We start from the raw sequence: 23607 nt of genomic DNA, 5'->3' as shown, positions 1-23607 counted from the left end.
ACGCCGTAAGCGCCCGTTAAACCCTCCCTGTCAATTTACCGTCTCCCGGTTCGCACCGCGCGCCGGCCTTCGCCGTGCCGTCCTTTCGGGTTCGGAGGGATTCCATGTCCGGTTCAGCCCCCGCAGGCGCCCTCGCCGAGTACGAGGCGATCGAGGCGACGATCTGCCTCAGCGAGCGCGGGCGCTGGTTCCTGGCCGAGTATGCCCGGCGCAACCGGGCCGCCGAGACCGAGATGCTGCTCGGCGCCATGAGCCGGCTCGAGCACGTGGTGACGGCCGAGCGGGACAACCAAGCCTTCGGTCAGCTGCACGGCAACCTCGTCGAGATGGCCGCGGCGATCAGCCAGACCAAGGCCGAGATCGCCGCGATCAGCGCGCGCGACAACGAGCAGACCCGCCTGACGCAGGCCTCCCTGGCGCTGGACGCCATCGTACGCGAGACCGAGCAGGCGACCTCCGACATCCTCGGCTCGGCCGAAGCGATCCAGGAGGCGGCCTGGACCCTGCGCGAGCGGGGCGCCGACGCCCCGACCTGCGACGCGCTGGATCGGCACGCGACCGCGATCTACACGGCCTGCTCGTTCCAGGATCTCACCGCCCAGCGCACCGCCCGGATCGTCTACACATTGCGCTACCTCGAGGACCGGCTCGCGTCGATGATCGCGATCTGGGGCAGCGAGGCCGAGCGGATCCCGCCGATGCCGGTCAACCCGGCGGCCGGGGCCCTGCCAAACGCGCCGCCGCTCGACCTCTGCCAGAGCGACATAGACCGCTACATCGCCATGGAGGTCCCCGCCGTGACGGCGGCGGCGCTCGTCGCCCGCCCGGGAAGCCCGCCGCTGCACGAGGACATCGTGTTCCTGCCGGTCTCGGAGGAGGCGGAGAGTGTGACGGTCGAGGACCTCGCGGCGGCCGACGCGTTCGCAGGCATGGATGCCGTACATGCCGAACCCAGCCCCGACGCGGATCGGGCCGAGTTCGCGGCCGCACCCGCCTTGGAACCGGACTTGCCGGCCTTGAGCTTCGCGGCGATCGACGCGCTGCCGCCGGAGCAGCGGCTCGCGCTGTTCGCCTGACGGCGCGGACGCGCTCGGAGCCTGCTATCAGGGGGGCCCGCCCGCCGAGGGCCGTCAGCCGAAAACGCTTCCGTGGCCCTGAACCTGATCAAGCTCTGCGTCGGACCCGCCTCGATCGCGGACCTCGAAGCCCGTCAGGACCGGTTCCGGACCGAGGCGCTGTGCGAGGGACGTCCGGCTGAACCGTTCCACGTCACCCGCACCCTGCCCAAGCGCCATCGCGAGATCGCCGGCAAGGGCTCGATCTATTGGGTGATCCGCGGGACCCTGTCCTGTCGGCAGGCGATCACCGCGATCGAGAAGCTGACCGGAGAGGACGGCATCCCGCGCTGCCGGCTCGTCTTCGATCCGCGCCTCGTTCCCGTGTCGCCCCGCCCCTGCCGCCCATTCCAGGGCTGGCGCTACCTCACGGCCCGGGACGCGCCGGCCGACCTGGGCGCCGGGCAATCGGGTGATCTCGCCGAGATGCCCGAGGCCCTGCGCCGCGAGCTGGTCGGGCTGGGCCTGCTCTGAGGCCGCGTATCGGCGGCGCGGGCACGTGATGCACCCGCGCCGGCCGTCGTCCTACGCGCCGTCGAAGCGCCCGCTGGCATGGGCCAGCATCGTGTAGACCTTGCCGGTCTCCGAGGTGAGATAGGCGTCGGTCCGCTTGGCGTCGCTGTCGTTCTTGACCACGTCCCCCAACAGCCGCTCGAACTCACCCACGTACCGGTCGACGCTGCGGCGGAACTCCGCATCGGCGCGGTAGCGGCGTTGGATCTCCGCGAAGGTGGTCCGGCCCTGCGGCGTGTAGATGCGCGGGTCGAACAGGTTCGGCTCGCCCCGGCGATAGCGCTCCCACAGGTCGACCACGGTCCGGTGCTCGATCATCCGGGCGATGTCGGTGGAGATCGTGTCCAGCGCGATCCGACCGGTCTCGGCGGGGGCCTGAGACTGCGCCGCGGTCTGGCGGCCCGTCGGGGCCGGGGACGCGGCGCTGGTGGCCGCCGGCTCGGCATCGTCGTCCTCGTCCAGCGAGGCGCGGGTCAGCAGGTCCGACAGCCAGCCGCGCTTGGCGCCGCCCGCCGTCATGGCGGCGGGGCGAGCGGTCGCGGAGGGCCGCGGCGCCTCGATCCGGGCCGGACCGATGGCGGACCGCGCCTGAGCCTGGGGCGCCGGCAGAGCCGGAGTCGAGACCGGCTGAGCCTGCGTCGCAGTCGAAGCGCTGCTCACCTGCGCCGCCGAGACGGCGCGGGATCCACCACCCTCGGCCACCCGGCGCTGGGCCTGCGGCTGGGCCACGTCCACCGAGCGGGTGGTGCGGGACACCAGGGCCGACAGCTCGTTCAGCGCCTTGATCTGGTCGGCCACCACCCGGCGCATCTCGCCGGTGGCATCCTGCGTCTCGCGCGGAAGGTCGAGGACGCCCCGGGCGAGTTCGGCGCGGGTCGCGTCGAGTTCGCCGCGGATCGAGCCCGCCATCTCCCGCAGGGACGAGACGGAGGCACCGAACTTGGTCTGCGCCTCGTCGAGGCCGCTGCGCATCTCCCGAGCGGCCTCCTCGATGGCCTGCCGCACGCCCTGGGCTGCCTTCTCGCTCTCCGCCCCTGCGCTGTCCTTGAGGCCCTCGAAGGCGCTGGTAACCGAAGCCCCCGCGCCCTCCGCCGAGCGGGTCAGCGCCTCGCCGACGGCGCGGGCGCGCTCTTCGGCAGTCCGCAGCGTGCGCTCGATCGTCTCGGCCAGGGCACCGCCCTGCTGCTCCAGGGTGCTGGCTCGCGCCTCGAAGCCGGCCAGCGCCTCCGCGAGCGCGGCCTCGCGGCCCGCCAGGGTCGCCCCAAGGCGCTCCTCGATCGCGGCGAGCGACGAGGCCGCCCGGTCGAGCGCCGAGACGTGCACCGAGGTCTGCTCGCCGAGTGCACGGCCGCGGCCGTCGAGGGACTCGGCGAGGCCGGTCGCCTCGCGGAGCGCCGTGTTGGCGACCTCGCGCAGGGCCTCGACCTGGGACGCCACGCCCGCGGTGGCGCGGCCGGTCTCCGAGGCGATGCGCTGCAGCGCCGACTGGACCTGCTCGACCCGGCCCGCCAGACCCTGCTCGATCGCGCCGAGATTGGTTCCGGCACCGGACACCAGCTCGCCCAGGGCGGCGTTGGCGCCCTCGATCCGCTGGAGGACGGCACCCAGTTCGCGGCCCAGCCGATCGTTGGTCTCGAACAGCTCGGTGAGGGCACGGCCCGCGCCATCGTCGATGGCGGCGCGGAGCAGCTCGGCCGAGGCCCGCGACTGCGCGGCCAGTTCCTCGGTCTGTAGCCGCAGGGTCTCGGCCAGCGGCACGCCGGTCTCGATCAGAACGCGCTCGATCGCGTCGGCACGGTCGGCCAGGGCCCGCGACAGGTCGAGCATCGGCCCGTCGATGGCGGCGCGCAGGCGATCGACATGCCCCTCCAGGCTGTCGCCCACCGCACGGCCGCTGCCGTCGACGCTGGCGATGAGCGCCCCGCCCTTCTCCTCGATGGCGCGGACCAGCACCTCGGCGCTCTCCGCAAGGCGACGGGACAGGGCTTCCCCGCGGGCATCGACCAGGGCGCCGAGCGCGGTGGCGCGGCGCTCGAAGCCGGCCCCCAGCGCCTCGGTGCGGGCGTCGATCAGGCCCGCCAGCGCGGCCTCGCGACGGCTGAGCGTGTCGGCCAGGGCGGCGTTGTGCGCGTCGACCTGCCCGGCATGTGCCCGCGCCCGCTCGTCGAGCGCCGCCACGAGGCTGGCGGTGCGCTCGTCCATGAGGACCGCGAAAGCGTCGTGGCGGTCGTCGAAGGCGGTGGCCAGCGTCTCGGCGCGCTGGGCGACCAGCGTCGCGAACAGCCGCATGCGGCTGTCGATGCGCTGGGTGAAGGCGTCGGCGCGGGCATCGACCCCGCGGGCCAGCGCCTCGCTCTGCGCCTCGACCGTGTGGACCAGGGCTGCGGTACGCCCCTCGACGACGCCGTCGAGGTCGCGGATCCGTGCGTCGAACGCCTCGACCAGCGAACCGGTGCGCCCCTGAGCGGCGTCGAGCAGCGACTGGCTGCGCTCGCTGAGCAGCGTCTCGATCGCTGAACGCGCCTCGTCGAAGGTCGTACGCAGGGTCTCGATCCGGGTGTCCAAGAGGGCGGCCACGCCCGTGGGCGCCGCGTCGAGGAGCGTGCGCAGGTCCTGCGTGTGCGCCTGGACCGCCATGGCGATCTCCCGGCCGCGGCTCTCCACAGAAAGCTCGAGGCTGGATTGCGCCCGCTCGAACAGGGTCCGGAGCTGACCGCTGCGGGCCTCGAAGGTCTCGGCGAACTGCGTCTCGCGGGCCTCGAGCAAGCCGGCGATGGCCGGGTTCGCCTGCTCGATCACGGTCTGCAGTGCCTGGGTGCGATGCTCGATCGTCCCCGCGATCTCGCGGCCGCGGCCATCGACCAGGCGGTCGATCTCCGACTGGGCCTGCGCGAACAGGGCCTGCAGGTCGCCGTTTTGAGCCTCGAAGGCCTGGGCCAGCTGGGTCTCACCCGCCTGCAGCAGGCCGGCGATGGCCGGGCTCGCCTGCTCGATCACGGTCTGCAGTGCCTGGGTGCGATGCTCGATCGTCCCCGCGATCTCGCGGCCGCGGCCATCGACCAGGCGGTCGATCTCCGACTGGGCCTGCGCGAACAGGGCCTGCAGGTCGCCGTTTTGAGCCTCGAAGGCCTGGGCCAGCTGGGTCTCACCCGCCTGCAGCAGGCCGGCGATGGCCGGGCTCGCCTGCTCGATCACGGATTGCAGGGCCTGGGTGCGGTGCTCGATCACCCCGGCGATCTCGCGGCCGCGGCCGTCGACCAGGCGGTCGATCTCCGACTGGGCCTGCGCGAACAGGGCCTGCAGGTCGCCGTTTTGAGCCTCGAAGGCCTGGGCCAGCTGGGTCTCACCCGCCTGCAGCAGGCCGGCGATGGCCGGGCTCGCCTGTTCGATCACGGATTGCAGGGCCTGGGTGCGGTGCTCGATGGTCCCGGCGATCTCGCGGCTGCGGCCATCGACCAGGCGGTCGATCTCTGACTGAGCACGCTCGAACAGGGCACGCAGGTCGGCAAAGCGCGCGTCCAGCAGGTCCGCCATGTCGGTGGGAGCCGCGTCGAGGGTCTGGCGCAGGCCCTCGGTCCGGGTGGTGATCGTGTCGGCGAGTTCCTGGCCGCGCACCTCCACGAGATCGCGCAGGCCTGCCTGAGCCTCCTCGAACAGGGTTTGGAGGCGCTGCGTGCGGCTGTCGAGCGTCGCGGCAAGCTGGCGCTCCCGGGTCTCGACCAGCGCGGTGACGGCGGCGGGCGCCGCCTCCAGCATCGTCCGCAGCGCCTGGATCTTGGTGTCGACCGAGGCGGCGAAGCGGCCGCCCCCGCCTTCCACCACCGCGTCGAGGGCGGTGTGGGCTTCCTCGAACAGGGTCCGCAGGCCCTGGGCGCGGGCGTCCAGGGTCTCAGCGAGGCGGTTGCCGCGGCCCTCGACCAGGTTCTCCAAGTGCCCGAGGCGTTCGTCGAACAGGCCACCGAGCGCCTGGGTCCGGGAATCCAAGGCTCCGGCGGCGCTGCCGAAGGCGTCCTCGACGGCGGCGATCAGCGCGCGGCCGCGGGTGTCCAGCGCCTCGTTGAGCGGGCCCATGCGGCCGTCGAGGGTGCTGGCCAGGGTTCCAGCATGGCCATCCAGCATCACGCGGATCTGGTTGGTGCGGTCGTCGAGCAGGCCGTGGACCGAGCGCACGCCCTCGTCGAGCAGGCCGCTGATGTCGGCGGTGCGGCTCGACAGGGTGTGGCCGAGGCGGCCTTCGCCGGCCTCCAGCATCCGCTCGGCATCCGCGATGGTCTGCTGCAGCTTGGACAGGACGCTGTCGCCGCGCTGGTCGATCAGCTCGGCCAGCGAGGTGCCGCCGCGATCGAACAGGCGCGCCAGCTCGGTGATGCGGCCGCCGATCGCCCCGAACACGGTGCGGCCCTTCTCGTCGAGCTCGCTCGACATGACGGTGATGCGCTCGTCGATCAGCTTCGCGAGCAGCTCCGAGCGCTCGGCGAAGGCCGCGCGCACGGCCTCTGTCCGAGCAGAGAGGGCCGCGTCAGCGCTCTGGGCCCGCTCGTCCACCAGCTGGACGATCTCCTGCACCCGGCCCGACAGCGAGGCCTCGAGAACCCGGGTGGATTCCACGACGGCCCCCGTGAGGCTCCCGATGCTCTCGGCCATCGCCTTGTCGATCCCACCGGTCCGGTCGGTGATCGTCGCGACCAGGTCGCGGGTGCGGCCGGCCAGTTCCTCGTCGACCGCGCGGGTCCGCGCCTCGATCAGGCGGATCGCCTCGAAGGCCTGCACGCCGAAGCTCTCATCCACGAGGCGGGCGCGCTCATCGAGGGCGTTGGCGATTTCCTGCAGACGGCTGATCACGCCGGCGTCGAAATGCTCGGCGCTGCCCGCGATGCGGCGGGCCATCTCGGCGGTGCGCCGATCGATGTCCTGCCCGAGCCCCTCGGCCCGTCCGTCGAGCACCGCGACCAGGTTGCGGCTGCCCTCTTCCATGATCCGGGCCATCTCCCCGGTCCGGGCGGCCAGCGCCTCGTTCAGGGCCTTGCCGCGGGCGTCGATCCGGCCGTCGACGTGATCGACCAGGTTCGCCACGACGTCGCCGATCTCGGCGGCGCGCTTGGCGGAACGCGCTTCCAGGTCGCCGAGATGGGTCTCGACCAGGCTGCCGGCCTCGCGGGCGCGGGTCGCGATGGTCTCGGCCACCGCCTGGCCCTTGACGGTGATGAGCCGGTCCATCTCCTCCAGCCGGGCCCCGACGGTCTCGCCCATCGTCGCGGTGTCGCGGCCGATGCGGTCGGCCAGGATGTCGCCGCGGGCGATGGTCTCCTGCAGGGCGGCGAGGCGGCTGCCCAGCGTCTCGTCGATGGCGCGGACGCGGCCGTCGGCGGTCTCGGCGAAGCTCGCGCCGGTCTGGCTGAGCGTGTCGGCGATCCGCGCACCTTGGCTCGCCACCGCGAGCACGATGTCGCGGCCGGTGCCGCTGATCCGGGTCTGGGTCTCCTCGGCATGGCTGGCCAGGAGTTCGGCCACGCCCTTGCCGTGCTCGCCGAAGGCGGACTCCATCTCGCCGATGCGGGCGGCGAGGTCGTCCGAGATGGCGCGGGCGGCCTGCGCCAGGCTGCCGGTGGCATCGTCGGTGCGGGCGGACAGCTCGCGGTTGAGGTCGTCGAGGGCGCCGCGCAGGGCGGTCACCGCGGCGGAGCTGCGCTCGCCGAGTTCGATGCCGGCCCGGTCGGCGGCATCGCGGAAATGGGTCAGCAGGTTCGCGGTCTCGGCCTCGACCGCGCTGGTCACCTCGGCCGAGCCGTGGCGCAAGGTCTGCAGGGTGTCGGCCAGGCGGGCTGAGGCCGCGCGGGTATGGGCCTCGAGTTCGCCGGTGACGGTGCTCGCGGAGCCGCGAAGGGACTGAACGGCGGCGGCGGCGCCGGCCTCGAAGCCGTGGCCCAGCGCCGAGAAGGCGGATTCCAGGCTCTGCGTGGCCGCCTGTGTCCGGTCGGTGATGTGGCCGCCGGCCCGCTCGGCCGCCGCCTGGACGCGGCCCTCGAGGTCCGAGGCCTGCACGGTCACGGTGTCGTGCAGGCGCGCCGCGATGCCGTCCATGCGCCCGGCCAGGGCGTTGCCGTGCTCGGAAATCGTCTCGGCGATCCGCTCGGCGGTGCCGATCAGGTCGTCGCGCACGGTGCCGGCCTGGCTGGTCAGCGTCTCGCCGACGCCGCCCATGGCCAGCGCCAGGGCGGCCTGGGCGTCGCGTCCGCGGCTCTCGATTGCTTCGGCGACGGAGAGTCCGGCATTCTCGATCTCGGCACGCAGCGCCAGGCCACGGCCGGCGATGTCCTGGGTAAGGGCCGCGCCGGTCTCGGCGAAGCGCGCGGTGATCTGGGTCCCCATCGCGCCGAACCGGTCTGTCAGCTCGGAGCTCCGCGACAGGAAGGCGTTCTCCAGGCCGATCACCGAGCGCTCGAAGCTCTCGCGCACGACGCCGCCCTGGCGTTCCAGGGACTCGCTGACGCGCAGGCCGGTCTCGGCGAGGCTCTGGGCGACGGAGGCGGTGCTCTCGGCGATCCGCCCGGTGAGGGCGTCCCCGGTCGACTGGAACGCGCCGGTCACGTCTTGGGCGCGGGTCTCGAAGGCGCGCGTCAGGCTCTCGCCGACGTCCAGCAGGCTGCCGCGCACGCCCTCGCTCGTGGCCGCGAGGTTCTCGATCAGCTCGTCGCCGCGGCCGGTCATGAGGCTGACGACCCGGTCGCCGGCCTCGCCCAGGGATGCGGTGATGGCCGCGCCGCGGGCGTCGAGCGCCCCGGTCACGCGCTCGCCCGCGCCGTTGAGGGCCAGGACGATCCGCTCGGACGCGCCCTCCAGTTCCTGGCTCAGGCTCTGGTGGGAGCCGGTGATCGCGCCGCGCACCCGCTCGGCGTTGGTGACGATGGATTCCCGCTGCGCCACCAGCTCCTCGACGAGGGAGCGGATGCGGATCTCGTTGTCGGAATAGGCCCGCTCCAAGGTGGCGATCTCGCCACGCACCAGGGTCTCGAGCTCGCCGGCCCGGGCGAGCGCACGCTCGACGCCGTCGCCGACCGCGGCGACTTCCCGGCGCACCGTCTGCGACATGGTCAGGACCGCGTCCGTGGAGAAGCTCTCGGGCTCGGCCAGGCGCACCGCGACTTCGCCGACTGCGCGGGCGACGAGGCGCATCTCCTGCGCCCGTGCGGCCAGCATGGCGGCGATCACGAACAGGACGACCGGTCCGAGCAGGGCCGCAGCGCCCACCGACGCCTGGAGCGGGGTGAGGCCCGAGACGACGCCGCGCAGGTCGCCGCCGGATTGCAGCCAGGCGACCAGCACCAAGCCGGCGACCCAGGCGAGGCCGGCCAGCAACGCGTACAGGTAAGGCTTGGGCGAGGACCGCACCCGCAGGGTCTGCTGCAGGATCCCGATGTTGCGCCGGTCGTCGTTCGCCACCAGCGAGCGGTCGGGCGGCAGCAGGCCGCCCTCGCGGCGCGGGCGCTCCCGGCCGGGCGGGGGCAGGTCGGAGGCGAGGGGCGGGTCGAGGTCGAGGCGCGGCGGCGTCTGGCGGCCGGCCGGATCGAGGGCACCGTCGAGCAGGGGATCGGCATCCCCGACATCGGGCAGGCGCGGCTCGGCGCGGCTCTCGGTGCCGGTCGGCGTCAGGGCGTCGAGGTTCAGCGCCTGCTCGATCGCAGAGAGCGCGGCCTCGGCCGGATCCTTCAGCTTCTTCTCGGTCGCCATTCAACGCCTCGTCACACGGGTTTCACCGGCACCTGGGGAGGCTGATGCCAGAGACGCAACGTCCCGTTTACCATTACAGGATTAGACGCGGACACCGATTGCCGATACCCGAGCCGCCGTCCGACCCCAGAAACCGTTACGAGAATGGTTACCGGGTCCGCCGCCTTCCGGCTCCACCATCTTGGCGCAGATGAGGGTCCCTGCGCGATCCCCGTCCGGCGAATCGGGGGGTGAATCATGGGGAGAGGTTCGGCAACCCCCAGAAGATTGCGGATTCCGGGAGTTCGAGCATGCTGGCCATCGATCGTGCGGAGCTCGATGCGCAGACCTTCGGCGACGCCGAGCTGGCCGACGAGGTGCTGGCGCTGTTTGCCGGGCAATGCCGGTCGATCCTGCCTCGTCTGACCGACCCGTCCCTGCCAGCGGCCCAGCGCGCCGACCTCGCCCACACCCTAAAGGGCTCGGCCTCCGGAGTCGGCGCCACCCGGGTCCGCGCCTGCGCGGACGCCGCCGAGGCACGATTGCGGGCCGGCGCCGAGGCGGTCGCCCTCGACGACCTCGTTCAGGCCGTTGCGGCGGCACTGGCCGAGATCGCGCCGGACGCCGAGTCTTAAGAGCGGCCGTTCGCCGAACATGCGCCGATGCGGCGATCGATCCGGAACGGACCGCCGCCACCGCGCTTGCATTCCATGGCCTCAGCCGCCAAGCAGTCACCCCGCCCGTCGAAGCGAGGCCGCTCGACGCGAGCCCGGAGCCGAGCATGCCCAAGATCACATACGTCGACCACGCCGGGACGGAGAGGACCGTCGAAGGCAGCGTCGGCGCGACCGTGATGGAGACGGCGCTGCGCAACAACGTCCCGGGCATCGATGCGGAGTGCGGCGGCGCCTGCGCCTGCGCCACCTGCCACGTCTACGTCGCCGACGCGTGGATCGACGTCGTGGGCAAGGCCCAGGACATGGAGCAGGACATGCTCGATTTCGCCTCCGACGTGCGCGAGAATTCCCGTCTGTCCTGCCAGATCAAGATCGCCCCGAACCTGGACGGGCTCGTGGTCTCGACCCCGTCCCAGCAGGGGTAGCGGCTCTCACCGCACCAGCACCCGGGCCGCCGCGTCGAGCCCATCGAGGGTGAGGGGGAACATGCGGCCGCCGACGAGCCGCTGCACCATCCCGATCGACTGGGTGTAGCCCCAGTGAGTCTCCGGCACCGGGTTCAGCCACGCCGCCTTCGGGAAATGGGCGAGGAGCCGCTGCAGCCACACGGCGCCCGGCTCCGCGTTCCAGTGCTCCACCGACCCGCCCGGCGTGGCGATCTCGTAGGGGCTCATCGAGGCGTCGCCGACGAACACCACCCGATAGTCGCTGCCGTAAGTGCGGATCACCTCCGGCAGCGGGGTCCTGGCGTCGTGGCGGCGCCGGTTCTCGGTCCAGACCGCCTCGTAGGGGCAGTTGTGGAAGTAGTAATGCGCGAGGTGCTTGAACTCCGAGCGCGCCGCCGAGAACAGCGCCTCCGCCTGCTCGATGTGCCAGTCCATTGAGCCGCCGACGTCTAGGAACAGCAGCACCTTCACGGCATTGCGCCGCTCAGGCCGCAGCCGCACATCGATGTAGCCCTGGCGGGCGCTCTCGCGGATCGTGCCGTCGAGGTCCAGTTCCTCGGCCGCTCCCGTCCGGGCGAAGCGGCGCAGCCGCCGCAGAGCGAGGCGCATAGTGCGCGCGCCGATCTCGCGGTCGTCGTCGAGATCCTTGAACTCGCGCTTGTCCCAGACCTTCACCGCGCGGAAGTTGCGGTTGCCGTCCTGGCCGATGCGGATACCCTCGGGATTGTAGCCGTAGGCGCCGAACGGCGAGGTCCCGCCGGTACCGATCCATTTCGAGCCGCCTTGGTGACGCTCCTTCTGCTCGGCCAACCGCTGCCTCAGGGTCTCGAACAGCTTGTCCCAGCCGAGCGTTTGCAGCTCGGCCTTCTCGGCATCGGTCAGATACGTCTCTGCGAGCTTGCGCAGCCATTCCTCGGGGATGGCTGCAGGCTCCACCGCCTCCCCGAGCGTCTCCAGCCCCTTGAAGACGGTGCCGAACACCCGGTCGAACCGGTCGAGATGCGCCTCGTCCTTCACCAGGGCCGTGCGCGCCAGGAAGTAGAACGCCTCGACGTCCCGCTCGGCCAAGCCCCGGTCGAGGGCGCCGAGCAGGGTCAGGTACTCCTTGAGGGAGACGGGAACCTTGGCATCTCGGAGGGCCGTGAAGAAGTGCAGCAGCATCCCCGAAGAACGCGCCAGCAAAGCGCGCGGGTCAAGCCCGGGCGAATCAGCCAAGTTCTGGATCCGGCAGCCGGCACGTCCGGCGCTGATCTCAGAGTCTTTTCAGATGGTCGACAAGATTCATCGGCAGGCGAAGCGCTAATCCGGAGTCTCCCGGAGAGTCTCCAGAAGCCTCGGAGAGTCATAAGCTGGGCATAACTCACCGAATCTGTTGATATGTGCGGGTCCAAGCCTCGCGCAGACACTGAAACGGTCACGGGAATCGCTCAACTCGGCATCTCAGGTGTGTTCAGCCGCGAGGACGCGTGCCGCACCAACCGAAGCGAGGAGACCAGCAATGGCGGTCATCCTGCGGAATCTGACGGATTTCAAACGGTTTCTCGGGAAGCCGGGTGCGACGATTCAACTAGTGCGCAACACCTTCATGGATCGCCAGCCCGAGACGACCCGGGAGGCCTATCACGCCAAGGGCATGTACGCGCCGCGCGCCGTACAAGCCCTGTCTCGCAAGGCCGCGGTGTTCACCCTGCGGGGGTTCCCCGGGACCGTGTGGCTGTACTGGGACAAGGGCGCGCGCGGCTGGCGCTTCTCGGGGGACACCGTGACGGTCCCGCTGGTCACCGGCCTCGGGCCGGCGGACGAGATCGTGTACCGGTGCAGCTTCGCCGACGGGTTCGAGCCGGCGCCGCGCAACCGCGTCACGCGTCAGCCCAAGCACGCCGAGGCGCATCTCGCCCCGGCGTGAGCCGGCACCCGGCTCACGCTCGCTGCGGGCCGGCTCAGGCCTCCTGGCGCCCGGCCTCCTGACGCGGCGGCGCCTCCTTCTTGGCCGGCGGCTTGCCGAGGGCCTTCCCGACGGTGCGCCGGGCCCGGAAGATCGGCTTGGCCTCGTTCTCGCGCTTCTTGAGCAGCGCGCGGTACTCGTCCCGCCGCTCGTGGATCGACGCGATGACGAGCCCCATCGGCACGCCGACATCGACCAGCACGGCCTCCGACAATTGTAGAGACGCCTCGATCGTCTCCGGCACGGCGTCGTCGACGCCCAGCTCGTAGAGCGCCGAGGCGTGCCGGGCGTCGCGGGCACGGGCGACGATCGTCAGGTCCGGCCGCTCAGCCCGGGCCGCCGCCACCGCCTGCTCAACCGCCCGCGGATTGTCGAGGGTGACCACAAGGGCGCGCGCCGTGGCGATGTCGCAGCGGCGCAAGATCTCGGTGTTGCCCGAATCCCCAAAGTAGACGGGCGCGCCGGCCCGGCGCTGCTCGGCGACCCGGGCCGCGTCGGAATCGAGGGCGAGGTAGGGAATCCCGTGCCGGTCCAGCATCTCGGCGACCTGGCGGCCGACGCGGCCAAAGCCCGCGATCACCACCCGGTTCTCCACCCGCTCCGGAAGCGGCTCCGTCTTCATGGCGGCCTGGGCGGCGCTGGCCGCGCCACGGCTCAGCCTGCGGCCCAAGGCCGCCAGGGCCGGGATCATGATCATGGTGACCGTGGTCACGATGAGCGCGGCGGCGCCGACATCCTCCGGCACCAGCCCGGTGGCCACTGCGCCCCCGATCAGCACGAAGGCGAACTCGCCGCCCGGCCCGAGCAGCAACGCCGCCTCCAGGGCCACCGGGCGCGAGATCTTGAGGGCGGGCGCGGCCATCATCACCACGGCGGCCTTGATCAGCACCAGCGCCAGCGACAGGCCGAGGATCGCCCCGGGCGCCGCCATGAGCTGGGCGGGATCCAGGTTCATGCCGACCGAGACAAAGAACACGCCGAGCAGCAGGCCCTTGAACGGGTCGATGGTCGCCTCGATCGCCCGGCGGTACTCGGTCTCGGCCAGCAGCAGCCCGGCCACGAAGGCACCCAGCGTCATCGACAGGCCGCTCGCCGCCGCCGTCAGCGCGGTGCCGACGATGACCAGGAGGCAGGCCGCCATGAACAGCTCGGTCGAGCGCGTCCGCGCCACCAGCTGGAACAGCGGGCGCAGGGCGAGGCGGCCGGCCACGACGATCAGCACCAGCGCGATCGCGGCCTGGCCCAGCGCCATGGCCAACGCCCAGCCCTTGTCGCCCTCGTCGCCGCGGCCGAGGACGGCGATCGCGAACAGGACCGGGGCGACCGCGAGGTCCTGGAACAGCAGGACCGCGAAGCTGGCGCGGCCGGAGGGCGCGTTGAGCCGCTTCTGCTCGGCCAGGACCGGCAGCACCACCGCGGTGGACGACAGGGCCAGCCCGATGCCGACGATCACCGCGCCCGCAAGCGGCACCTGCAGCCCGTACAGGATCGCCCCGAGGATCAGCGTCGAGCAGCCGACCTGCAGCGAGCCGAGGCCGAACACGAGCCGCCGCAGGGTGCGCAGCCGCTCCCACGACAGCTCGACCCCGATCATGAACATCAGGAAGATCACCCCGAACTCGGCCAGGTGCGAGATCTCGGTGCGGTTGCCGATGGTGAAGAGGTGGACGTAGGGATGGGTGTCGGCGAGCCGACCGAGGCCGAACGGTCCGAGCAGGGCGCCGGCGCCTATGAAGCCGAGCACCGGGGAGATCCGCAGGCGGTGGAACAACGGCACCACAATCCCCGCGGTGACGAGGAACAGGATCGCTTCCTTGTAGGAGCCGGCGTGGACTTCTGGCATCGGCGGCGGATCGAACCTCCTGTTTCCGACCGGCGCGGAGACCAATCACGGATGCGCGATCATGGGTCGGCCCCGCGCAGCGGGCAACCGCTTTCGGCCAAGGCAAGGCCGGCGAGGTGCGCTCGGACACAAGCCGGATACACGGCTCGGGTGAGACATTTGAGCCACCCGGATGCGGCTTGCCGGCGATCCACCGGCGAATTGCGTGCAGGGCGGCCCAAAATCGGCACAATGCCCGCATACACGCGGCGGTTAACTGGGCGTTAAGTTCGGCCAGGACCGCGCCCGAGCTGTAACACGGCGCCTGCGAGACTGGACCCGATGGATGTGACGAGGCCGATGATCTCCATCAAGTCGATATTCTCCGGTCCGACGGCCCCCCCGAGTCGCGATCTGCAGCGCGAGCGCCGCGAATGGCGGCTCGAGTCGGACCGGTGGGTGCACCAGCGCCACGTCGACCGCGGCTACCGCATCAAGTGGGGCTACGTGGCGATCGCGTATCTCGTCGAGTTCATGGTGATCGGCGCCTCGCTCTGGGGCGCATGGCTGTTCGCGGGCGTCTACAGCGACGGCGACTGGCACGCCTTCTACTTCATGTTGCTGGCGCCCCTGGTCTACGCCGCCGTGGAGCTGTGCCGGGTGCCGCTCGGCATCCTGGCCCGCACCCAGCGCTCGCATTTCGTGCGCGGGCTCGCGGTGCTCGGCATCATCTTCGCGGCCGGCGTCACCACCAAGTCGGTGTCGCAGCTCGGCGAGATGATGTTCCATCCCCGCCTGATGGAAGCCGCCCGGACCAAGACCGCCCTGAAGGACGCCCAGGCCGACCGCGCCACGATCGGCGACCGCATCAAAGCGGCGGACGAGCGCGTGGCGCAGTACACGACCGAGCTCGACCAGATCGAGAAGCGGTCCTCCGACAACGCCCAGCAGCTTGCCGGCCTGCCGGCCCAGCGCTGCGAGCGGGTGTTCGGCACCAACAGCAAGGGCCGCAAGTACCAGAACCTGAAATGCGTGGCCGACCCGCGCGTGGCCGCCCTGTCGGCGGGCGTGACCAAGGCGTCGGCCGACCGTGCCGTGCTGATCAAGGAACTGGAGGACGCCCGCAAGGCGCGCGCGACCCTCGACCCAGGCGCCGCCGACCGGCGCGTGGCCGATGCCGAGCAGGGCTACCGCAACGCGGTCAACCGCTCGCAGCTGCACTCCTTCACCGCGATGGTCTACGGCGTCGATCCGATCGACGTGACCGAGCAACAGGTCCATGCCTTCCTGCGGATCTTCGTGTTCCTGCCCGCCGTCTGCGCCGCCTTCGCGTCGACCATCCTGGCGCTCTGCGCGGTCTCGACCCGCCGGACCTTCATGGATGAGGACGACCTGGGCGCCGCCGTGAACCCGGAGGCCGCGCCCTACATGCTGGACGCGATCGCCGACGCGCTGCGCTCGAACCCCGAGCCGATCCTGCCCCGCGCGGCCAACGCCACGGGTGCGGTGATCCCGATGAACCGCCCCGCCCAGACCCAGCAGAGCCTGCCCGGCCAGAGCCATCCGGGTCAGGCCGTTCCGGGTCAGCCCCTCCCTGCCGCGGGAGCCGGCGCATGAACTACGTCGCCGGCGGCACCCCTGAGAACGTCGCCCTCGCCCAGCAGGTGAACTCCCGCCTGCGGGCGGATTCGAGCTACGTGGCGGCGCGGGCCTTCCTGTTCCGCGCGCTGGGCTTCGGCGCCTTCGCGTGCCTGGCCGGCATCGGGATCGGGGCGGCGGCCTATGGCTGGGCCACCCTCAACCAGTTCGACACGGCGGCCGAGAAGATCGCCGCGGCCATGCAGACCGCGCTCTCGGACGTGACCCTGAAGACCAAGGGCGAGGTCACGCTGACCGACAACACGCTCAAGCTCGAAGGTCTGCCCAAGATGGGCGGCGGCGGCACGCCGACGCCCACCAAGGCGCAGCTCGGCAGCGACGCCGCCCCGGCCTCGAAGGCGGCGGTGAACACCACCTTCACGGTGTTCAAGCAGGTACCCTATCTCGACGGCCAGATCGTCACCGGCTGGAATTTCAAGGACAACGCCGACCAGCCCTATCAGCAGTACTGCTACTTCTCCCGACGCTCCAACGAGTCGAAGGGCCAGGTCGAGATCAAGATCGACCTCGCCATGGACACCAAGACCCTGCCGCAGCCGCAGAAATCCGACGTGAACCTGGAGATCCTGGCCCGGAACTGCGTCTGGCACGAGAAGGGGTAGACCCGTCTCGCTTGCGGGGCGGCATCGCCACGCGCTACCGGTTGCGTCCAGGCCAGTTTCTCCGAGAGCGCGATGCGATTTTCCGGAACCGAGTCCTACGTCGCGACCCCCGACCTGACCGCTGCGGTCAATGCCGCCGTGGTCTTGGAGCGCCCGCTCCTGGTCAAGGGCGAGCCCGGCACCGGCAAGACCGTGCTGGCCGAGGAGATCGCCCGGGGCCTGGGCGCGCCGCTCATCGTCTGGAACATCAAGTCGACCACCAAGGCCCAGCAGGGCCTCTACGAGTACGACGCTGTTTCGCGCCTGCGCGACTCGCAGCTCGGCGACCCGCGGGTCTCGGACATCGGCAACTACATCCGCCGGGGCAAGCTCTGGGAAGCGTTCACTGCGCCCGAGCGGCCGGTGCTTCTGATCGATGAGATCGACAAGGCCGACATCGAGTTCCCCAACGACCTCCTGACCGAACTCGACCGGATGGAGTTCCATGTCTACGAGACCGGCGAGACCGTGAAGGCCGTGCGCCGGCCGATCATGATCATCACGTCGAACAACGAGAAGGAACTGCCGGACGCGTTTCTGCGCCGCTGCTTCTTCCACTACATCAAGTTCCCGGACGCCGAGACGCTGATGCGCATCGTCGACGTGCACTATCCGGGCATCAAGCACCGCTTGGTCGAGGAGGCCCTGCGGGTCTTTCTCGAGACCCGCGAGGTCCCGGGCCTCAAGAAGAAGCCCTCGACCTCCGAACTGCTGGACTGGCTCAAGCTCCTCGTCTCTGAGGATATTTCGCCCGAGACCCTGCGCGAGCGTGACGGCCGCAAGCTGATCCCGCCGCTGCACGGCGCGCTGCTCAAGAACGAGCAGGATGTCAGCCTGTTCGAGAAGCTGGCCTTCATGATGCGCCGGGAGCAGCGCGGCGGCTGAGCGTCAAACTGCCTTGCCGGCATAGATGTCGGTGATCCGCCCCAGCAGCGTCAGGGCATCCGCCTTCGCGCGCTGGAAGGCGTTGCGGCCGACGATGGAGCCGAAGCCGCCGCCCGCCTGGATGGCCCGGATCTCGTCGAGGAACGTGTCGTCCTCGGCATGGGCACCGCCCGAAAAGATCACGATCCGCCGCCCGTTGAAGGCGCATTGCACCACGTGGCGGACGCGCTCCGCCGCGGTGCCGATCGGGATGCCGGTGGATTCGTAGACCCTCTTGGCCGCCGGCTGCTCGATATGGGCGGTGGGCAGCTTGACCTTGATGATGTGGGCTCCGAGCTGCGCGGCGATCTGCGCCGCGTAGCCGATCACGTCGATGGCGGTCTCGCCGTCCTTCGACAGCGCCGAGCCCCTCGCATAGGACCAGATCACCACGGCGAGCCCGGATCTCTTGGCCTCCTCGGCGATCGCGCGGATCTGGCCATACATGGCGTTGCGGTGCGCGGAGCCCGGATAGATCGTGAAGCCGATGGCGCAAGCGCCGAGCCGCAGCGCGTCCGCCACCGAGCCGGTAATCGCCTGCTCGGGATCCTCCTCGTCGGCCAGGAGGTCGTGGTCGTTGAGCTTGAGGATCAGCGGGATCCGCCCGGCATAGTCCCGGGCGCCCGCCTCGAGGAAGCCCAGCGGCGCCGCGTAGGCGTTGCAGCCCGCCGCCAGGGCCAATTCGAAATGGTAATGCGGATCGTAGGCCGGCGGGTTCGGGCCGAAGCTGCGGGCCGGGCCATGCTCGAAGCCCTGATCCACCGGCAGGATCAGCATCTTGCCGGTGCCGCCGAGCCGGCCGTGCTCCAGCATCCGGGCGAGGTTGGTCAGCGTGCCGGGGCTGTCGGCCCCGTACCAGGACAGGATCTCCGAAACGCGGGGCGAGCGATCCATGGCGCGACCTCCTCCGACAGAGACCGCCACCCTATGCGCGTCCCGCATCGGCGGCCCAGCTTTTCGAACCGGGCAGGATCGCCGAGGTTCCCGGGCGCCGCGCTTTGCGCTAACCGGGCCCCCGCGCCTGTTCGGCGCGCGTCGGTCACCCCATCCCGAGAAGGGCCCGCTCCATGCGCAGGCTGATCCTGTTGCGGCACGCCAAGTCGGATCGTCCGGCCGGCGTCGCCGACCACGAACGGCCGCTCAACGACCGCGGCCGCCGGGCCGCGCCCGCTGTCGGCGGCCACATCGGCCAAGAGGGTCCCCGACCGGACTTGGCCCTGGTCTCCACCGCCACCCGCACCCGCGAGACCTGGGATGCGGTCTCGGCCGCCCTCGGCGCACCCGAGGCGCGGTATCACCACGACATCTACGAGGCGCCGGCCGAGCGGATCCTCGGGCTGATCCGGGGGGCGCCGGACAGCGCGGAAACCGTGATCGTCGTCGGCCACAATCCCGGCCTGGGCGACCTCGCCGCGACCCTGGCCGGGGAGGGGCCGCGCAAGGAACGCACGCGCCTCGCCACGGAATTCCCCACCGCCGCCTACGCGGTGATCGCGTTCGACGCCGCGGCCTGGTCGGCGATCGCCCCGGGGCAGGGGCGGCTGGAGCGGTTCGTGCGGCCGCGGGACATCGACCCCGATCTGGGGGGCTGACGGCTCAGGCCACCGGCACCGCCTGATGTGCCTCAACCTCCGTGTGGGAGGGCAGGGGCGAGCCCGGCACGAAGGCGACGAAGGCCGCCCAGAAATCCTGCCGGATGGCGTCCCGTTCGCTCAGGATCTCGTGCCGGGAATCCGGCAGGACCAGGATGTGGCCGGCCTTCAACCGCGCCGCGAACCGCTCGGTGTCCAGGGTCCCGCAGACCGGGTCGGCGCCGGCCGCGACGATCAGGGTGGGCAGCGTGATGCGCGGGGCGGCGCGCGGGTCGCGCAGGCGCGCCATCGCACGGAACGCCTCCGCGAGCCACGCGATCGTCGGGTCGCCGACCGCGCCGGCGCCGACCTGCCGGGCCGCCGCCGCGTTGCGGGCATAGCGCGCGGGATCCCGCGACAGCCGGTTGCCGACATAGGGCTTGGTGGCGATCGAGACCGGCTTGCCCAGCGGGATGTAGCGGTCGCCCAGCCCGATCCGGTGCAGGGACCGCGACAGGAACGCCGCCCCGGCGGGCCAGCGCACCATCCGGATCGACAGCATCGGCGCCACCGTCACCAAACGCCGGAACGGCAGCCAGCCGTCGAGCGCCCCGATCAGCGCGACGCAGCCCCCCATCGAATGCGCCAGGCCGACATGCGGCTCAGGCATCAGCGGCACCAGCACCGTCTCGGCCACCGCCCGCAGGTCGAGGCGATAATCGTCGAACCGGCCGACATGGCCCTTGTGCGGGTCGTCGACCCGCCGGTCCGACTCGCCCTGGCCGCGCCAGTCGAACGCCACCACGGCGAAGCCCCGCGCACGCAGGTCGTGGATGGTCTCGTAGTACTTCTCGATGAATTCGGCCCGTCCCTGGAGCAGGCAGACCGTGCCCCGGCAGGTCCGCGTCGTGGCCTGCCAGTAGGCGGCCCGCAGCGTGCAGTCGTCGCGGGTGCCGACCGCGATCAGGGTGCCGCCCGGCGGCACCGGATTGTCCGGCGTGCCGCGCAGGGTCAGGAGCGGCGGCTCCCGTCCGATATCGCCGTCCAACCGTCTCACGGGCCAACCTCAGTCCGTCCGCATGCCGGGTCCGCATGCAAGCGTCACCGTAGCGGAAAAATCTCGCATCCAAGTCCTTCCGGAGGTCTTGAACCCGGTTTTTTGCCCCCCGATATCCCGTCTGTGCCGGCCGTCAGGCGGCACGAACGACGGGTCCGGCCCATCGGGCGGACCGCTTCTGCATGTTGCTCATACGAGGATATGTCATGCGTCAGTTCGATCTCGCTCCCCTGTATCGTTCCACCGTCGGCTTCGACCGGCTGTTCTCCGCCCTCGACCAGTTCGCCACCGCCGAGGCGGCGCCGACCTACCCGCCCTACAACATCGAGCGGACCGGCGAGAACGCCTACCGCATCACCGTCGCGGTCGCCGGCTTCACCGAGTCCGACCTGTCGATCGAAGTGCGGGAGAATGCGCTGACCCTGAAGGGCGAGCGCAAGGCCGAGCCCAAGGCGGAGTTCCTGCACCAGGGCATCGCGGCCCGTGCCTTCGAGCGCCGCTTCCAGCTCGCCGACCACGTCCAGGTGACCGGCGCCGCCCTGGAGAACGGCCTCCTCCACATCGACCTCGTCCGCGAGGTCCCGGAGGCGAAGAAGCCGCGCCGCATCCAGATCGCCACGGCCGGGACCCCGTCCGCCCCGGTGATCGAGGGTGACGTGCGCAAGGACCCGGTCCCGCAGGCGGCCTGATCCGGTCGCGCCTCGGAACCCGCTACGCTGTTGGAGCGCCCCGGCCCCGGCCGGGGCGCTTTCGTGTCGGGGCTGTCATAATGGCGTGTGCGGTTCGTGCTCTCTGTCCTTCCCGACGGTGCACGATCGTGCGCCCGGAGTGAACCCGTCCATGGTCGCCAATCTCGCTCGCGGAGCCTACAGCGCGCTCGGAGCCGGCTGGCACAAGGGCGTTCAATGGGGGGTCGGCGCGCCGATCGCGAAACTGCGGCGGCGCCACGCGCTCGTCCAGGCGGAACCGGCGGCCATCGCCGACATCCTGTCGGGCGAGCGGGCGATTCGTCTGCCGGAGCCGTTCGAGGGGCGCAGCCTGGGCCGGATCGGCAACCTCGAGGTCCGGTTAGCTTCGAAGAAATCCGAAATCCGGCGCGCGCAGCGCCTTCGGTTCAAGGTGTTCTACGAAGAAATGGCGGCGATCCCGACGGGTCTTGCGGCTTTGTCACGACGCGACGCCGACGCCTACGACGCGCTCTGCGACCATCTCCTCGTCCTCGACCATGACGCGCCCCGGCGGAAGAAGCCGTTCGTCGAGCATCGGCCCAAGGTGGTCGGCACCTACAGGTTGCTGCGCGGCGAGGTCGCCGAGCGCCATGCCGGCTTCTACTCCGAGGGCGAATACGATCTGGAGCCAATCCTGGCGGCGCAGGAGCATCGGCGCCTGCTGGAACTCGGCCGCTCCTGCGTGCTCAAGCCCTACCGCAGCAAGCGCACCGTCGAGCTGCTCTGGCAGGGGATCTACGCCTACGTGCTGCATCACCGGATCGATGCGCTGATCGGCTGCGCCAGCCTGGAGGGCACCGATCCGGACCGGCTGGCCCTGCCGCTGTCGTTCCTGCACCACCATGCCCGCGCACCCGAGGCGTGGCGGGCCCGGGCCCTGCCGGAGCGTGCGGTGTCCATGGATCGGATGCCCCGCGAGGCGGTCGATCCCAAGGCGGCGCTGCAGGCGCTGCCGCCCCTGATCAAGGGCTATCTCCGGCTCGGCGCGACCTTCGGGGAAGGCGCGGTGATCGACCGCCAGTTCGGCACCACCGATGTGTTCGTGGCGCTTCCGGTCGAGGCGATCGGCGCGCGCTACCGCGGGCATTTCGCGCCGGCGAACTGAGCCCCGGTCGCCGACCCATAGAAATCCCGGTTTCAGAAGGTCCGTGACCTCTTGCGGGTCCAGGGCAGAGCCCTGGGATAGGGATCTCGAGGCTGCGCGCCCCGAACTCCGCCGAAGGGCTGCAAGCCCTTCGGGATCCCCTCCTGTCGCTCCTACAGATCGCCCAAAGCCAGCTGGCCCTGGTTGCGCGCCTTGGCGGGCACCTTCGTGGCGGCCGCCTTGCGCTCCTTCGGCCGCGCGGTAGCCAGCGGCGGCTTCTTCGGCTTGGGGTCGCCGCGCATGCGGGCCAACGCCTTGTCGCGGGCCACCGCCTCGGGGGCCTGGGGGTCGTCCGACAGCCACTTGCCGCGCTTGATCACCTCGTTGACCCGGCCCTGGTTGACCCCGACCTTGAACGCGATCTCCTGCTGGGTCATGCCCGTGGAGGCGTGCAGGTCGAGAATCGCCCGGGCGAGTTCGGGCGTCATCTTCTGGCCCGTGAGACGGCGGGCCGGCTTGACCGTGCGGGTGGCGCGGTCGCGCTCGCGCAGGCGCTCCAGCAACGCCAGCGCCATGTTCATGCCATGCTCGCGCAGGGCTTCCTCGAATTCCTTCAGGGTCGCCATCGGCGCCATCCTCCGCCGGGCTCGTGGGCCGGTATGCGGAGGGGAACGTGCCGGGAACGCGGCGGTTGCGCAAGCACCCGGGGCGGCGCCCCCGGCCGGTGCCAGTGGACGAGCGATGTCATCCACCGGAAATGCGGGCCCTGGCCTCCCGCGGGCGGCTCGGCTACAGGATTGCACCCCGTCTAGCCCCTCTTCGGCCCGGCAGATCCAGCCCGAACACGATGATCAGCCCGATCCGCACAGTCGTCCCCGGTGAGAATGTTGGCTCCCTGGCCCGGGAGCTGGAAGCCGGGGCGGTGCTGCTGTTCCCGGACCTGCCGTTCCCATTCAGCGCGTACGAGCACCGGTTTACCGAGCGCCCCTTCGCGGACGGAAAGGCCAAGAACGTCAACATCCGGGGCGAGGCCGCGGAGCTGCGCGGCGCCGCCGGCACCCCGGAGGAACAAGAGGCCCTGCGCCAACTCCTGATCCGCTACCGCGCCTTCGCCCGTGACCTGATCGGCACCTACCTGCCGGATTACGCCGACCGGGTGGCGCTCGCCGGCACCTCCTACCGCCCGTTCGACGTGGACCGGCGCAAGCTCAGCTGGCGGCGCGACGACACCCGGCTGCATGTCGACGCCTTCCCGTCGAACCCGATCGGCGAGAAGCGGATCCTGCGGGTGTTCCGCAACATCAACCCGTCCGGCGAGCCCCGCCGCTGGCGGGTCGGCGAGGATTTCGGGTCGATGGCGGAGACGTTCCTGCCCCGGCTGCCGCGCTACGCGCCGCTCACGGCGCGGCTGCTCGCGGCCCTGCGGATCACCAAGGCCCGGCGCTCCGAATACGACCACCTGATGCTGCACCTGCACGACGCCCTGAAGCAGGACGAGGCCTACCAGGCCAGCGCCCCCCAGGTCGACGTCGCGTTCCGGCCCGGCGAGACCTGGGTGACCTTCTCCGACCTCGTGATGCACGGGGCGATGGGCGGCCGCTACATGTTGGAGCAGACCGCCTACCTGCCGGTCGCCGCCCAAGCCGATCCCGGCTTGAGCCCGCAGCGTATCCTGGCGTCCAAGCTCGGCCGCCCCCTCCACGCGTAAGGAAAAGGAT

The 23607-nt window shown here is 71.1% G+C and carries 18 protein-coding genes; 12 read left to right on the top strand and 6 right to left on the bottom strand.

Annotation, left to right across the window (positions count from 1 at the left end; all coding sequences use genetic code 11):
• Positions 1-104 precede the first annotated feature (104 nt).
• Positions 105-1076, top strand: coding sequence for a hypothetical protein (locus ACYQPG_RS20915; protein WP_461231667.1), 972 nt, complete (start codon positions 105-107; stop codon positions 1074-1076).
• Positions 1077-1148: 72 nt separating this feature from the next.
• On the top strand, positions 1149-1589 hold the full coding sequence (locus ACYQPG_RS20910) for a DUF1489 family protein (RefSeq protein WP_461231666.1): 441 nt from the start codon (positions 1149-1151) through the stop codon (positions 1587-1589).
• 51 nt (positions 1590-1640) lie between these two features.
• Here ACYQPG_RS20910 and ACYQPG_RS20905 read toward each other — a convergent pair whose 3' ends face one another.
• Positions 1641-9356, bottom strand: a complete 7716-nt coding sequence (locus tag ACYQPG_RS20905; protein ID WP_461231665.1) for an apolipoprotein A-IV repeat region-like domain-containing protein — start codon at positions 9354-9356, stop codon at positions 1641-1643.
• Between the two features lie 290 nt (positions 9357-9646).
• On the opposite strand from ACYQPG_RS20905, the gene ACYQPG_RS20900 reads away from it, so the two are divergent.
• Positions 9647-9970 (top strand): Hpt domain-containing protein, encoded by a 324-nt coding sequence (locus ACYQPG_RS20900; protein WP_147908601.1) that lies wholly within the window; start codon positions 9647-9649, stop codon positions 9968-9970.
• Between the two features lie 146 nt (positions 9971-10116).
• Complete coding sequence (locus ACYQPG_RS20895) at positions 10117-10437, top strand: 2Fe-2S iron-sulfur cluster-binding protein (protein ID WP_147908602.1); 321 nt, start codon at positions 10117-10119, stop codon at positions 10435-10437.
• A 6-nt stretch (positions 10438-10443) separates the two neighbouring features.
• Here the strand turns inward: ACYQPG_RS20895 and ACYQPG_RS20890 are convergent, their stop codons facing one another.
• Complete coding sequence (locus tag ACYQPG_RS20890; RefSeq protein WP_461232494.1) at positions 10444-11619, bottom strand: vWA domain-containing protein; 1176 nt, start codon at positions 11617-11619, stop codon at positions 10444-10446.
• A 337-nt stretch (positions 11620-11956) separates the two neighbouring features.
• Between ACYQPG_RS20890 and ACYQPG_RS20885 the strand changes: the two genes are divergently transcribed.
• Entirely contained in the window at positions 11957-12364 is a 408-nt protein-coding gene (locus tag ACYQPG_RS20885; RefSeq protein WP_461231664.1) for a hypothetical protein, read from the top strand.
• 34 nt (positions 12365-12398) lie between these two features.
• Here ACYQPG_RS20885 and ACYQPG_RS20880 read toward each other — a convergent pair whose 3' ends face one another.
• Positions 12399-14246 carry a cation:proton antiporter domain-containing protein gene (locus tag ACYQPG_RS20880; protein ID WP_147908604.1) on the bottom strand — a complete coding sequence of 616 codons (1848 nt, stop codon included), beginning with the start codon at positions 14244-14246 and terminating at the stop codon, positions 12399-12401.
• A gap of 321 nt (positions 14247-14567) precedes the next feature.
• Between ACYQPG_RS20880 and ACYQPG_RS20875 the strand changes: the two genes are divergently transcribed.
• The 3 genes from ACYQPG_RS20875 (at position 14568) to ACYQPG_RS20865 (ending at position 17410) form a co-directional block, all read left to right on the top strand.
• Positions 14568-15842, top strand: a complete 1275-nt coding sequence (locus ACYQPG_RS20875) for an ATPase (protein WP_147938433.1) — start codon at positions 14568-14570, stop codon at positions 15840-15842.
• A complete protein-coding gene (locus ACYQPG_RS20870) occupies positions 15839-16486 on the top strand; it encodes a hypothetical protein (RefSeq protein WP_147908606.1) in 648 nt (215 codons plus the stop codon). The genes ACYQPG_RS20875 and ACYQPG_RS20870 overlap by 4 nt, the downstream gene beginning before the upstream one ends.
• Before the next feature lie 72 nt (positions 16487-16558).
• Positions 16559-17410 (top strand): AAA family ATPase, encoded by an 852-nt coding sequence (locus ACYQPG_RS20865; protein ID WP_147938431.1) that lies wholly within the window; start codon positions 16559-16561, stop codon positions 17408-17410.
• 3 nt (positions 17411-17413) lie between these two features.
• Here the strand turns inward: ACYQPG_RS20865 and ACYQPG_RS20860 are convergent, their stop codons facing one another.
• Complete coding sequence (locus tag ACYQPG_RS20860) at positions 17414-18343, bottom strand: class I fructose-bisphosphate aldolase (RefSeq protein ID WP_461231663.1); 930 nt, start codon at positions 18341-18343, stop codon at positions 17414-17416.
• A gap of 173 nt (positions 18344-18516) precedes the next feature.
• Here ACYQPG_RS20860 and ACYQPG_RS20855 point away from each other — a divergent pair, with 173 nt between their 5' ends.
• Positions 18517-19041 carry a SixA phosphatase family protein gene (locus ACYQPG_RS20855; RefSeq protein WP_147908609.1) on the top strand — a complete coding sequence of 175 codons (525 nt, stop codon included), beginning with the start codon at positions 18517-18519 and terminating at the stop codon, positions 19039-19041.
• Between the two features lie 4 nt (positions 19042-19045).
• Here ACYQPG_RS20855 and ACYQPG_RS20850 read toward each other — a convergent pair whose 3' ends face one another.
• A complete protein-coding gene (locus tag ACYQPG_RS20850; RefSeq protein WP_147938429.1) occupies positions 19046-20077 on the bottom strand; it encodes an alpha/beta fold hydrolase in 1032 nt (343 codons plus the stop codon).
• Positions 20078-20283: 206 nt separating this feature from the next.
• On the opposite strand from ACYQPG_RS20850, the gene ACYQPG_RS20845 reads away from it, so the two are divergent.
• Together ACYQPG_RS20845 and olsB are read left to right on the top strand one after the other, a co-directional pair.
• The gene (locus ACYQPG_RS20845) at positions 20284-20766 is read left to right on the top strand and encodes an Hsp20 family protein (RefSeq protein ID WP_147908611.1); all 483 of its coding nucleotides are present in this window, start codon (positions 20284-20286) and stop codon (positions 20764-20766) included.
• Positions 20767-20917: 151 nt separating this feature from the next.
• Positions 20918-21910 (top strand): l-ornithine N(alpha)-acyltransferase, encoded by a 993-nt coding sequence (gene olsB, locus ACYQPG_RS20840; RefSeq protein WP_461231662.1) that lies wholly within the window; start codon positions 20918-20920, stop codon positions 21908-21910.
• Between the two features lie 152 nt (positions 21911-22062).
• On the opposite strand, the gene ACYQPG_RS20835 is transcribed toward olsB, so the two are convergent.
• On the bottom strand, positions 22063-22515 hold the full coding sequence (locus ACYQPG_RS20835) for an RNA polymerase subunit sigma-70 (RefSeq protein ID WP_147908613.1): 453 nt from the start codon (positions 22513-22515) through the stop codon (positions 22063-22065).
• A gap of 221 nt (positions 22516-22736) precedes the next feature.
• Between ACYQPG_RS20835 and ACYQPG_RS20830 the strand changes: the two genes are divergently transcribed.
• Positions 22737-23597: a Kdo hydroxylase family protein gene (locus ACYQPG_RS20830; RefSeq protein ID WP_461231661.1), complete on the top strand. Its 861-nt coding sequence runs from the start codon at positions 22737-22739 to the stop codon at positions 23595-23597.
• Positions 23598-23607 lie beyond the last annotated feature (10 nt).

The organism is Methylobacterium sp. CM6246, from assembly GCF_054818005.1.
The sequence above is the reverse complement of the archived record's forward strand: the minus strand, read 5'-3'. Positions and strand labels throughout refer to the sequence as shown.